This is a genomic window from Rubritalea sp. (assembly GCF_051252225.1).
GTDB lineage: Bacteria > Verrucomicrobiota > Verrucomicrobiia > Verrucomicrobiales > Akkermansiaceae > Rubritalea.
Genome location: NZ_JBPOGE010000016.1, coordinates 59,429 through 71,930, shown reverse-complemented (window position 1 = coordinate 71,930; position 12,502 = coordinate 59,429). Strand labels below are relative to the sequence as shown.

The following is a 12,502-nucleotide window of genomic DNA, read 5'->3' as shown; positions in this document are numbered from 1 at the left end:
TGTTCACCCGGAGAAACTGCGAGGTAGTTGATCCAGCCCCTGTGACCATCATAGCCGACCATGCAGGAAGCCACGATCTTGTCATTCTCCAGTCCTGTGAGAAACCATTCGGGATTCACTTTTGATTTCCTCTGAATGTCTTGGACGGGGTTATTCTGCGGAGCGACCAAGCCACAGCTGATCCAGAGCTGGATCACTGCTTGTTCGTCTGAGTTTTGGTAGGGTCTGATGTGCATGGTTTTTGTATAAATTAGCTGTTCGTTTCTTAGCTCTCAGAGACTTTACTTTTCCGCTGGTCCTTTTTATGCAAGTGATTTGGGTTGATGACGAACTCATACTTCAGTCCGTCAGGATCGTGAAAGAAGGTTGCGTAATATCCTTCTCCGTATTCAGGGCAATCACAGGGAGGGTCTTCGATGGTCGCAAGATTTCCCTGTTCCAGTGGAATCAAAACCTCTGCATAAAAACGGTCAACATCCTCCCGGGATTCAGCACAAAAAGCGAGGTGGTCATGATGACCTACTGCACCACGTACATGTTTTTGGTCAGCAAATTTGAGATCTGCTTGGCAGATGCTGATTTCATGTGGTGTATCCAGATCCCACCGTTTCCAATCTTGGTAGCCATAGTTTTCATCGAATGACGAACCAGCTAGTTCGTATCCAAGATAGGTGAACACCGGCTCGTAAAAGCCAGCGGATTTCCGCGCATTGGTAACGCGTATAATTAGATGATGTATGAGGCCTCGGTGTGGATTCATTTTTTATAGAGTATATATAGGCGTCTACTTTCTTAAAAAATCGAAGGGCAAGTTGCCGTTCCAGCATCGTCGATATCGATCACTCCTTCTAAGTAGGAAACCGCTTTACCTGAGATGAGTACGCGGCTTCCATCAAGTTGGCATGTTAGATAGCCTCCTCTTTTTGAAAGCTGACGAGCTGAGAGAGGATTACGACCTAATTCTTGAGCCCAGAAAGGAGTCAACGAGCAGTGCACTGAGCCCGTGACAGGGTCTTCATCGATGCCAACACTGGGAGCAAACACTCGGCTCACGAAATCAGTCTCTCTACCCGGAGCCGTGACTATTACGCAGCGGCAATCAAGAGTTGCTATCAAGGATAGGTCAGGCTGGATAGAGCGTACGTCCTCTTCAGTGTCGAAGACCGCCATGTAATCGATATTCCGATATAAGGCCTTGGGCGTCATCCCTAATGCCTTCACCAAATCATCGTCTATTTCGCACTGCGTGGCAGGCTGGATAGGGAAATTTAAGGTCAGCAATTCATGCTGTCTCGTAACACTGAGTTCACCACTGCGAGACAAGAATTTAACCTGATCGCTCCCTGATTCAGTGGTCTGAAACAAAACAAAGGCAGATGCTAGAGTGGCATGTCCGCACAGATCAACTTCCTTTAGTGGAGTGAACCATCTGAGTTCGTAGACGCCCTGATTTTTTACGAAGAAGGCGGTCTCGGCCAAGTTGTTCTCTTCGGCAATGGCCTGCATCGTGGAATCTGGTAACCAATACTGCAGAGGACAAACAGCCGCAGGATTCCCTTCAAAGGTTTTCTCCGCGAAGGCATCAATTTGGTAGATAGGTAGTTTCATGGCAAAAGGGTAGGAATCTGTCTGTTGTGTGAATTCTGTAACGGTTAGATCAGATGGTTATTTGGCTACCGCGAGTTTTACCCCCAGAGATACAAAGAGTGCCCCGGCAGAGCGATTGAGGATGCGCGAAAAGCTCTCACTTTTTCTGATGCGCTTGGTGAGCAGAGAGGAAAACCAAACAAGGCAGAAGCACCAGAGTGTTCCTGTGGCGATAAAGCACAAACCCAGTACCATGAATGCCACAAACTTCGAAGGACTATCTGTCGCGATGAACTGAGGGACTAGCGCTAGAAAGAAAAGCGCAACTTTGGGGTTCAGCACATTGGTGATCACTCCCTGGCGGTAAATCGAGAAGAGAGGAGAGGGGGCGAAATCTGAGGGGATCGCGGCTTCAGTCGATTTACTGAGGATCATCCTGATACCGAGAAAAACAAGATACGCTGCACCAAGAAGCTTCACCACAAGGAATGCTGAACTGGAGGCAACAAGGAGTGCTGATAAACCTAGAGCCGCAGCCAGCGTGTGAACAAGCGACCCTGTCGAAATACCAAGAACCGAAGCAATACCTGCACGTCTCCCCAGAGCAACGCTACGACCAAGAATGTAAAAAGTATCAGAACCTGGTGTGAGGTTGAGAATGATTGCCGTGGCGATAAATACGCCGAATTCCTGAATGCCTAACATCGGTTGAGTCTTATTAGGTTAACCTGTCATCACGAATCAGTTTTCTAACCGTTTGATATGGATTTAAGGGAAATATATTTGGAAAGCGATCCTAAACACGAGGAGCGGCTTCGGAGGGAGTAGTTGTCAGTATCCGGTTCAGGCTTTATGACTAACCCACTCTAGTGCTTTCGCTTCATGGAGCTTGATGAAATCATTCTTCCCGTCGCAGTAGCGGTCTATATCGTGATCACAGAGGGATGCCACTTTGGTTTTTAGGTCTCCGTATTCGTCTCTGACATCCGAGTGGTTTCTCAAGTAGTCCCGGAAGGCCAAGTGCCTAACTAGATTTTCATGGGTTTAGTTGATTGGCTAACTCTCAAGACCTTCGACTGTATAGGAACGAGATACGTTCTGGGTTGCCGCTCCCCACGCCGATTCCTTGACTCGCTTCTGATGATGCTCGAATGCCGACTTACTAACGAATTCTTCGTAGACATCGAATCTACCGGCTTCCGTGGGGTGCTCATCCACTTGAAATGTGATACAGCCTTCCTCGGCTCTTGTCGCTTCAAGGTGGACAGGTAGCGCTTTTTTTATCGTATCAAGCTCCTCAGGCTGGACGACGATGTGTCCATATAGGGTTATTTTTTTCATAGGTCGTGGGTATATCATTTTGCCACTCCATATTCGGTGCTTCGTTTGATTAAGTGGCTAATCCGCTCGATACAGCTGCGCTTGAAATCTTCCGAGCGATTGGAAGTCAGAAATTCCAAATGGCTGACCAGATCAATTAGTAGGGAACGGAAGCGCCAATCATCGGGTAATTCAAAGCCTTCGCTTTGTAGACCCCAAGCCAAGTCTTGCTCCCATTCTGAGGGAATGTGGCGCAGTAGATTTCCGATATCCATGTAGGAGCACCCGGAATGGGCGAATTCCCAATCCAGAACCCCGGTGATGGAATCGCCTGACACCAGAATGTTGTCTGGCCTGAAATCGCCATGCACGAGATTGTGGCTAGCATCGAACGAATGAAGTAGGTCAAGGTGCCGCTCCACAAGATCTTTCAGGGCGAGTAGCGTGGCTTCATCCAGATGGCTTCTGATAGCTTCTTTTTCCAACATCCCTAGGATGCCAGAGCTGTACGTGTCCCAACCTTCGATGGGAGTGACTTCACCATTCGGCGTGATCTGCCCAGCTCGATCCAAATTGATCGTATGCAATTTCCCAATCATTCTTCCCGCTTCTTGAACTAAATTTTTTGTCGGGCGGAAATGAGAGCCTTCGACAAATGGCATGATCGAAACCCCATCACCAATCCATAAATACCCGGGTGTGGGAATAGAGTGGTTCAGAAGTTCCATGGCTGCCTTCTCCGCTTGGGGATTGCCTCGATGGTGGATTCGACAAACATATTGATCACCTTTGGGTGTGCGAACCGAATAGTTACTATTGCACGCACCTCCGCTCAGTAACCGAGCTTCAAGAGAAATTGTTTGGTTCCCGAAAAACTCCCTGAACTGGTTGGCATCAAAGTCTGAAATGGGATGGCGTCGATCCATTCTGTGGTGGTTTTTTGAGTGGGTTTTGAAATTCTAGGAGTTCAGAAACGTCTTTGCATCAGCCATCACGTCATTCAAACAACCTTTTTGAAACGGCGAGTTGAGACCTGCGAAGTCCAACAAATCACTATAGTTCCTACTTCCTCCCAAACGACAAAGGTCTGTATATTTCTTGAGGGTTCCTTCACGGTCATTGCGTGATTTTGACCAAAACTGCATTGCGCCAGTCTGAGCCAGGCAATAGTCGATATAGTAAAAAGGCGCGCCGTAGATATGTTGTTTGGCTTGCCAGAGGCGTCCTGAACTTTCGCTTGGTAGATCTCCATATTGATACCAGGGCAGGTAGAGTTTTTCCATCTCCTGCCACATCGCATTCCGTTCTTCGGGAGTGGCGTCCGGTTGTTCATAAACGAGATGTTGAAAATGATCTACAGCCACCCCGTAAGGCAAAAACATAAGGTAGGTAGTCAGATGAATCCTGCGGAGTTCCTCGGCGGCTTCTTCTCCATAGAATAGATCCATGTATGGCCAGGTCAGAAACTCCAATGCCATGGAATGGATTTCACATGCTTCAGTCGTCGGCCAGGTAAGATCGCTCATGGGCTGATTGCGCCCAGAGTATACCTGAAAGGCGTGACCCATTTCGTGGGTGAAGACATCCACGTCAGCACGTGTGCCATTGAAGTTTGCGAAGATGAATGGGAATTCGAAGAGTGGCAGATACTCACAAAATCCTCCACCTGCTTTTCCTTTTCGTGATTTCAGATCCATCACTCCATGGGATTTCATCTGTTCGAAAAACTCGGGGAGACCGTGTCCCATCGCTGAAAACATCTCTGTCGCCCGATCCACCATCCAATCGTGATCTCCGAGAGGAGCTGGATTTCCATTTGGTGAGAAAACCGAATTGTCCCAGAACATCAGTGTGTCGAGGCCGAGTGATTGCGCCTGCTTCTTTGCCAACTCCGAAACAAAGGGAACAACCTCCCGCTGGACTTCTTCTCGAAAGACACTCACGTCATCCGCTCCGTATCCGATACGGCTCATCCGCTGATAGCCCATTTCCACAAAGTTTTTGTAGCCCATCTTTTGTGCCATCCCGTGGCGGAGCTCGACCATGCTATCGTAAATGCGATCAAGCTCTGGAGCATTGTCGGCAAACCATTGCGACCGGGCTCGACACGCTTCCTCACGAATATTCCGATCCGGATCATCAGTGAATTTTTCCAGCTCTGAGAGGGTGAACTTCTCTCCCCTAAAATGGATTTCCGCACCGGCTGTTAGAGCTGTATATTCTGAAGAGAGCTTCGACTCAGCTGAAACATCCGTCTCGATGGCCGGAGAAAAGCTACGGGTGTCACACTCCCAGAGAGCAAAGAGATGGGGAGCGGTCGCTGCTGCAAGTTCATCACGGAAGGGGGAATCCAGAAGCGCTTGTTTGAGGGTGGTTTCAAGATCCACGAACTTAGGCAAGATCTCATCGAGCTGTTCCTTAGCCATAGTATAGACCTCGTTCTGCGTGTCCTGATGGAAGCGGATATCCGTCAGGTGACTCCATTCTTTAATCGTAATTAACAGAGCATCCCAATCGGCAATCACCTTGAGGCATTGATCCACTGAAGAAGCAGTTTTTAGGTTTTTATGGAAGACGTCGTATCGCGCGCGGTACTCCTCCAAATCAGGGCGGGCTGTTGTATAATAAGAAAAGTGTGGAGTCTGCACGGTGTTGTTCATTATTGGAATTCTTTCGTAGTAAATGTCCCATTCGTCTTCTTTTGTAACTAGGAATCCGAGCCTCTGGTAGAAGACATTTGAGCTGCTGGCTTTCAATGCTCCCTATCGGACGGGTAGAGTTTTCTGCTCAGACAGTTCGATCAACTCTCTCATCATCTGTGAGCCGAAACCTAAGGACTGAAACTCCGGATCTATGTAAAGGTGATCCAAATATAGGTGATCCTGATGCTCTGTTATCGCGACGAAGCCGATGAGAACACCTTCTCTTTTTATCTTCCTAGTATTCTCTGGAGAAAAGGAAGACCTGAAACGATCGATGCTTCTTGCCCGATCAAAGCGACCGATTGCTTCTAGGCTTTCCTTCATCGCTGAGAGCCTAAGCTCCACAAGAGAGTCGAAATCCTCATCTTTTGATTGTTCGGTAGTGAGTTTCATCGCATTTGATTTTGACCCGGTAATGGGTGTTCATTATTTTTCGGTGACACCCATTATGGCTAACATAAAGTACATCAATCGCGTATACCGCAAGAAATATGCCATAATTTTTAATTATGCCTACTAGGGCGGTAGCGAAGTGGGTTTCGCTATGCAGAGGTGGAGTGCCCCAAAGTCAGCCTCTCTTCCCAAGGCTAACAGGCTTTGCTGTCTAATAATCAATCTACTCTCAGATTCATTGTTTTAGCCGATAGTTAGTGAGCGATTATCGAATAACATTCTCATAGTTAGGCCGTACTTTTTTGCGATGCGTGGATTGCCTGAAGGGATGTGGTGAACACTTAAAAGTGAAAGGGGGTTCTACCGTTGCGTACAAAGCAAATCTGGCAAATAGTGATGCATGTTTAAACTTAATAGTGCCAAGCTATTCATAGTTTGTGTGAGCTGCCTGTTTCTCAGCTTCTCAGTTTATGGGCAAGAAGACGTGATTTCAGAAAACATCCCAAGTGAATTAACGATAGAGCCTAATGCTGGAACATCAGATCAAGCGATCAAGAAAAAGCTAGAATCGATATTCCAACAGATCGACGAGCTGAAGAATGTCTCCGTCGAGGTGGTGTCTGGAGTAGTCACACTCTCTGGAATAGTGGATGATTCCGATTCTGAGAATGCTGCGCTAACACTTACTAAAAAAACCGCTGGCGTCATCTATGTGAGAGATCAGATCGAGGAGAATGTAGAGGTGGCGGCACGTCTAGCTCCAGCACAAGAAAAAGCCCGAGAGATGGGCAGGACGTTTATTCAGAAATTGCCGCTTATAGGCATAGCGATAGGTGTCATCACTCTTTTTTGGCTAGTTGGCGGATGGCTTAGCAGGCGCAAGTCTATTTTCAAGAAGCTAAGGATGAATGAGATGGCATCCAGCCTAGCTCGTAACCTCATCAAACTCACTTTCGTCTCACTGGGGATTTTCATAGGGCTCGAAATCCTCGATGCTTCAGCCATCGCAAGTGCCATTCTCGGCGTTGCTGGCGTTGCTGGTATAGCTCTCGGTTTTGCTTTCAGAAATATCGTAGAGAATTACCTAGCAGGTGTTTTGCTAAGTATTAGGAATCCTTTTTCTACTGGAGACGTTATCGAGGTTTCAGGAATGAAGGGTAAAGTCATCAGACTGACTTCACGTGACACCGTGCTCATGACAATGGATGGTAACCACCTGCGAATCCCTAATAGCGCCATAATGACCTCTGCGATGACGAACTTTTCACGTAACCCACTAAGGCGTTTTGATTTCGCCGTAGGCGTTTCGGTAGAGCTAGATCTGATCAAGGTGAGAGAGCTAGGTATGGAAACACTTCTATCGCTCAAGAGTATCCTTTCAGATCCTGCACCCACCATCGTAGTGGAAGCATTAGGTGACAGTACGGTAAACATGCGCTTCTATGCCTGGATTGACCAACGGGATAGTGATTTCTCTAAAGCTAAAAGTGAAGCTATCAGGTTGATCAAAGATCGCTTCGATGACCAAGGAATAGAGATGCCTGAGCCTATCTATAGAGTTCACCTCAAAGATGCTTACGCCCCACAAGAAATGGTGGCTGAGAGTCAACCAGCCCAGCCTTCACAAAAAAGAATACAAGGTGAAATGGATACTTCTGCTGATACGTCATTGGATAAACAGATAGAGGCTGCTGAGGAAATGGATGCTGAGAAAAACTTACTCGATTAGTAATCAAGAAGAGAAATTTTCTACGTAAATATTGTACAGAATATAACCTGAGTGAATACATAGTTATGCTGAATTATTTGTTAAATACCTCCTTACCCCTTGCCGCCGCAGAGATAGAAAAGCCCAGAGCATTGAAAGAGCCGCTTTCCATCCTTATGGAATCAGTAAACTCGATTGCAGCAGACGTCATTGCGCATCTCCCTAATATCTTTGCTGGCATCATTGTTTTAATAATCACTTGGATTGTCGCACTTGTATTTAAGAAAGTTATTCCAAAGGTCATTAGCAGGTTTCATTGGAGAACCTCACTCGAAGAGCTATTCCTCACACTGGGGAAGGTTGCCATTTACATACTAGGCTTCCTAGTTGCAGCCATGGTGCTGTTTCCTGGCCTCACACCAGCCAAGCTGCTAGGTGCAGCTGGACTTGCCTCTGTAGCTGTGGGTTTAGCTTTTAAAGACATTTTCCAGAATTTCTTCGCTGGTATTCTCTTACTATGGAAATTCCCCTTTGAGCCCGGTGACTTCATCGTCTGTGGCGATGTGAGAGGCAGAGTAGTAGAGACTGAGCTGAGGCTCACGACGCTGCGCGCATCGAGTGGAGAGTTGATCATCGTTCCTAATGCACACCTTGTAGGAAACCCGATAGATGTTCTCACAGATAAAGACATCAGACGCGTAGAGCTCATGACAGGTGTGGCTTATAGTGAAGACGTAGCGGCGGCTGTGAAACTAATTAAGGAGACTGTTTCTCAATGTAATACTGTCGACCAAGCTCAGCCGCTAGATGTATTGGCTAGTAACTTCGGTGATAGCAGCATCGATATCAGTGTCCTTTACTGGACAGGCTCATCACCGATGGATTTTAGGAAATCTAAAAATGAAGTGATCACAGCTATCAAAGAAGCTTTGGACAATGCTGGTATCGAGATTCCATTCCCATACCGCACAATGACATTTTCCGAGCCCCTAAAAATAGAAAACATCTCCAGCAAAAACCCTGATAGTTAACTGCGTGCGTTGTTACCAGACGAAAAGTTAGAGCGCTGGTTTAGTCACCTAAAAGGGAGAGGGCTATGCTCACTAGATCTTGACGTAGTAGATCTCTTTCTTCTTCATTGCCGCCACCTTCACCGAAGTAGAAGTGAGAGACCGCTACTGGGCCAGCCATCGTTTCATCACTGAAGTGCTCACGTAGCACTTGTAGGGCGCATGCGTAACCAGAGTTGTCCTCACGAGCCTCAGCTTTGAAGGCATCGATCGCAGCACGTGCGCCTTCTGAGTAGGAGCTTACAGCCACGAGAATGTCGTAGGCGTCCTTCATGCGATCTCGTTCATTACGTTGACCAAAGGCGTTCAGCTTGAGAACCAGAAGCGGGCCTATGCCACAGAGGGGGATGTGAAAAACTTGTTCTTCCCCGTGGCGGTTGAGTCCTGTGATCTCTATGATCTTCCGGCATGCTAGAGCTCGGTTGATGCCTGGGCAGACAGTTGCCGTCACATCGCTAACTAGGCGGGTGCCGGGTTGGTTCGGTGGATGCTCAGTGAGGAAATCGATGTAGAGGTTACCGTGCCGACCACGCTTCACCATGCGTCTTTCTTCGTCAGGTCTGTAGCCCAGCATGCCTAGATTCCAATCTACAGAGCCAGTCATCCCTCCATCAGTCGCTAGGCTTATCCCAAGGTCGATATCGAGCGTGCAGGTGCCACGATAGAGCGGTTCGGCTTTATCTTTAGTGTGATAGTGGACCGCGAGACCGCCCACCAGCACGAGCTCACGGTGGTAGTTCTCTAGGCCTTGCCACATTTCCAGTAGGGCTGCCTCAGCAGTATCGAGACTATGTGCCGGGTAGTTTGTTAACTCTGTTGGACGTTGTTCGTTCATGTCTTCCATCCACCGTTAAATGTCTCGTCAGCGCGTAGCTCAGCCGCCTGCTCATCAGCACGCAGTCCAGCTCCTTGGAGGTCGAGGAGGATCTGTAGGTCCGAGACCAGCGTGTGGCCGTTGACCTGTTGCTTTCCTAGTGTCACGCCTTTGTGGTCTTTGCTACGTATTAGTCGCAGTCTGCCTCCTGACGTTACCCGGCGGGCTTGCAGTACAGTTTTCAGGAGCTCTTCGTCTATGAAATCACTGACGTAAAGGCTCACCACCGGCGGCACCGTATAGGGTTTCCTTAGGTAGCCTGCGTACCATTGTGTGTAGGCAAGGTCGATATTGAGCTCTGATGCCAGCGTCGCCTCGATGGAGTTAGAGAGGTGTTCTATGTCGCACTCCAGTAGGGAATACTCCCGGATCTCAGTGCGCTCACTGAACCTATCCGCCGCTATCCAAGCATTGAGTAGCTTGTCGGGCTGGGTAATGAGAATGCCGTCACCGGTGTCGAGTGCATGCTCGTGATCGATCAGCAGTTTTCGCACCTTGCTGACCAACCCCAGACTAACGTCAGCAGCCTCGGCCACCTTCTGAACTTTGTGCGCTTTGAGGGGGCCTTGGAGTAGCACTCTTAGCACTCGGCATGACTTCTCTGAGAACAGAGACTTTAGAGGGCGTGATTCTTTGTACTTGTTTGGCTTGCCAGCTATTTCGACATAGACGGAGCCAAACGAGAGGTAGGCGTTGCCGCTAAGGTCTATGAACCCTACACTTTCCTCGCGACAGAGAGCTGCCGCCTGTTCAGATATGTAGGGGGAAACGATGAGTAGATAGGTGCCGGTGTCAGGCTGTAGCTTCCACTGCGCTTTCGCTGCGTAGATGGCGTTACGTAGATAGCGTGGTTGAGCGTTAGCTAGAAGCACAGCATGGAGAGTCCATGTGGAATCTCCGACATGGACTATTTGCTTGAGGGTGTAGCGAAGCTCAGAGGGATGACCGACTTCTTGCCCAGCCCACTGGTGCTCCGGTACAGACTGGATACTAGGTAGTTTGCCTAGGTAAGCCTGCAGGTAGCTATGTGCCTCTTGCTTGAATTCCTCGATTGTGTATTCACTCATTATATCTATTTCACCGTTTGGTGAAACCATGACTATTTGTACGTGGATTGTCAAGTTTTCACTAATTTCAAATGTTTCACCGGTTGGTGAAATGGGGTGGAATGGGGGAATTAATAAACATCTAACATGTTAGGACGTTTTTTTGGGTAAGGTTTGTAAATGTGGCGATGCCTTGGACTACGCGGTGGTGGCTGGGCTGTATGCCACGCCTTTAGGTGTAGGTCTCGTTGTAGAGGTCGCGGAGGCTGCGGTCGCCAAAGTTGCAATAACCACCAGGAGCGACATCGTAGGCACCGTTGTTAAGTAAGGTTTTTGTGACATAGTGAGTGAGACTTCTTCATCGCGAAAGAGTACTTTTCTGCCAGAGGCAATCACTGCGGTTTCACCCCCTTGGGAGAATGTGATGCGATCACCAAGCTTGAGACCCATCTCAAAGAAGTTTTGATTGGGTCTCCGCATGATCTTCTTGCTGGATTGCTGGGTCTCGGTATCGACCTTGCTGGCTTCTTCGATGATGGAAGGGGTGACATCTTCTATCGCCATCAATTCCAGTAAGGCAATGGCTTGATCCGCCTCGATCTTGAAAAACTCGCGTCTGCTATTGATTCTATAGGGGGCGAAGGCTTGGTGGAAGGCTCGCTCAACCTTCGAGTAATCTTCTACCTTGGCTGCATAGGCGCATTCAAAGGGCACAGGCACTCCTGTGGAGTAGAGCTCGTTGAGGCGAATCTGCACTTCCTCGCGTGAAGTCTTGCCGATCTTCACCAGGCCATCCATGACTGGGTTCGTGAGAACGTAGACGATTCCTTGTGCGTTGTTCATAGCTTTGTCGTGGGGTGTACTCGTTGTTTAGGGAGGTGGGAGAATGAAATGCAGTGGGCTTAGTTAATAAACATCTAACTTGTTAGAACGTTGTTTTGGGCTGCAGCTGTAGAAGTGGCCGCATAGGCGCATTCAAAGGGTGCAGCCACGCCTGTGGAGTAGAGCTCGTTGAGGCGGATCTGCACTTCCTCGCGTGAAGTCTTGCCGATCTTCACCAAGCCATCCATGACCGGGTTCGTGAGAACGTAGACGATTCCTTGTGCGTTGTTCATAGATTTGTTGTGGGGTGTAATCGTAGTTATGGGTTGTTGGGGTAAAGAAATGCAGTGGGGTTAGTTGATAAACATACCGTTGTAGTCGCCAATTTGACACGATGAACCTGTTTCAAGAGACGTTTTAGTACGCTAGATTACGCCTAAATTAATAACATTCTCCTCTCCAAACCATTCCTTGGCTTTAGCTATCACTTCAGGAGGTGGGTCGTGGTAGAATACAGCAAGGTTCTCTTTGGCTCTTGTGCAACAGACGTAGAATATCTTGCGGGTTCTGCTCTCAACACTTTCGCTTGCAGTTCCTCTGAAAAACTTTTCGAAGTTATAACTGTTCCACCCTCCATTATCTAAAACTACCAAGACGTTATCAAACTCAGCTCCTTTTGTTTTATGTTGAGTTGTGAATGGTGAGATGCCTTCTCGGTAATCATAAGCCTCTTGAAATTCTTTGTAGGGAAGCTCGCAAATACGATTATAGAGGTATGATTTACCTGTTTTGTACCTCTCTAATTTATCACCTATTATGCAAACTCCCTTGCTGTGAGCTGAGTCAATTACCTCACCTATTGTTTTCCCCTCAACATTGACTAGAGATTCAATAGCGGTTTTTAGATCAATTTTTGATTGATGAGAAGTCACTTTGAAATCCACTTTTTGAATGAACTGGTTCACTTTAACGTTCTGATA

General features: G+C 47.8%; 13 protein-coding genes and 3 pseudogenes. 2 read left to right on the top strand and 14 right to left on the bottom strand.

Annotated elements, in window-relative coordinates; all coding sequences use genetic code 11:
* The 9 genes and pseudogenes from ACSHX2_RS12785 to ACSHX2_RS12745 all read right to left on the bottom strand — a co-directional run.
* Positions 1-236: pseudogene (locus tag ACSHX2_RS12785) on the bottom strand (GNAT family acetyltransferase); the annotation flags it as partial.
* 29 nt (positions 237-265) lie between these two features.
* Positions 266-760 (bottom strand): VOC family protein, encoded by a 495-nt coding sequence (locus ACSHX2_RS12780; protein WP_435693336.1) that lies wholly within the window; start codon positions 758-760, stop codon positions 266-268.
* Between the two features lie 32 nt (positions 761-792).
* Complete coding sequence (locus ACSHX2_RS12775) at positions 793-1,608, bottom strand: PhzF family phenazine biosynthesis protein (RefSeq protein WP_435693335.1); 816 nt, start codon at positions 1,606-1,608, stop codon at positions 793-795.
* Between the two features lie 57 nt (positions 1,609-1,665).
* The gene (locus tag ACSHX2_RS12770; RefSeq protein WP_435693334.1) at positions 1,666-2,292 is read right to left on the bottom strand and encodes a LysE family translocator; all 627 of its coding nucleotides are present in this window, start codon (positions 2,290-2,292) and stop codon (positions 1,666-1,668) included.
* 138 nt (positions 2,293-2,430) lie between these two features.
* Positions 2,431-2,613, bottom strand: a pseudogene (locus ACSHX2_RS12765) (GrpB family protein); the annotation flags it as partial.
* 30 nt (positions 2,614-2,643) lie between these two features.
* On the bottom strand, positions 2,644-2,928 hold the full coding sequence (locus ACSHX2_RS12760; RefSeq protein WP_435693333.1) for a putative quinol monooxygenase: 285 nt from the start codon (positions 2,926-2,928) through the stop codon (positions 2,644-2,646).
* Between the two features lie 14 nt (positions 2,929-2,942).
* Positions 2,943-3,833, bottom strand: coding sequence for a phosphotransferase family protein (locus ACSHX2_RS12755; protein WP_435693332.1), 891 nt, complete (start codon positions 3,831-3,833; stop codon positions 2,943-2,945).
* Positions 3,834-3,866: 33 nt separating this feature from the next.
* On the bottom strand, positions 3,867-5,567 hold the full coding sequence (locus ACSHX2_RS12750; RefSeq protein ID WP_435693331.1) for a M3 family oligoendopeptidase: 1,701 nt from the start codon (positions 5,565-5,567) through the stop codon (positions 3,867-3,869).
* 102 nt (positions 5,568-5,669) lie between these two features.
* Positions 5,670-6,002: a GNAT family N-acetyltransferase gene (locus ACSHX2_RS12745; RefSeq protein WP_435693330.1), complete on the bottom strand. Its 333-nt coding sequence runs from the start codon at positions 6,000-6,002 to the stop codon at positions 5,670-5,672.
* A gap of 400 nt (positions 6,003-6,402) precedes the next feature.
* On the opposite strand from ACSHX2_RS12745, the gene ACSHX2_RS12740 reads away from it, so the two are divergent.
* Both ACSHX2_RS12740 and ACSHX2_RS12735 read left to right on the top strand, forming a co-directional pair.
* The gene (locus ACSHX2_RS12740; protein WP_435693329.1) at positions 6,403-7,731 is read left to right on the top strand and encodes a mechanosensitive ion channel family protein; all 1,329 of its coding nucleotides are present in this window, start codon (positions 6,403-6,405) and stop codon (positions 7,729-7,731) included.
* A 155-nt stretch (positions 7,732-7,886) separates the two neighbouring features.
* Complete coding sequence (locus tag ACSHX2_RS12735; RefSeq protein ID WP_435693328.1) at positions 7,887-8,741, top strand: mechanosensitive ion channel family protein; 855 nt, start codon at positions 7,887-7,889, stop codon at positions 8,739-8,741.
* Between the two features lie 40 nt (positions 8,742-8,781).
* Here the strand turns inward: ACSHX2_RS12735 and ACSHX2_RS12730 are convergent, their stop codons facing one another.
* The 5 genes and pseudogenes from ACSHX2_RS12730 to ACSHX2_RS12710 all read right to left on the bottom strand — a co-directional run bounded on the left by ACSHX2_RS12730 (position 8,782) and on the right by ACSHX2_RS12710 (position 12,487).
* Positions 8,782-9,615 carry a hypothetical protein gene (locus ACSHX2_RS12730; protein ID WP_435693327.1) on the bottom strand — a complete coding sequence of 278 codons (834 nt, stop codon included), beginning with the start codon at positions 9,613-9,615 and terminating at the stop codon, positions 8,782-8,784.
* A complete protein-coding gene (locus tag ACSHX2_RS12725; protein WP_435693326.1) occupies positions 9,612-10,721 on the bottom strand; it encodes a hypothetical protein in 1,110 nt (369 codons plus the stop codon). The genes ACSHX2_RS12730 and ACSHX2_RS12725 overlap by 4 nt, the downstream gene beginning before the upstream one ends.
* 177 nt (positions 10,722-10,898) lie before the next feature.
* Entirely contained in the window at positions 10,899-11,543 is a 645-nt protein-coding gene (locus ACSHX2_RS12720; RefSeq protein ID WP_435693325.1) for a GIY-YIG nuclease family protein, read from the bottom strand.
* Positions 11,544-11,659: 116 nt separating this feature from the next.
* Positions 11,660-11,815, bottom strand: a pseudogene (locus ACSHX2_RS12715) (GIY-YIG nuclease family protein); the annotation flags it as partial.
* Between the two features lie 132 nt (positions 11,816-11,947).
* Entirely contained in the window at positions 11,948-12,487 is a 540-nt protein-coding gene (locus tag ACSHX2_RS12710) for a 3'-5' exonuclease (RefSeq protein WP_435693324.1), read from the bottom strand.
* Positions 12,488-12,502: the final 15 nt, after the last annotated feature.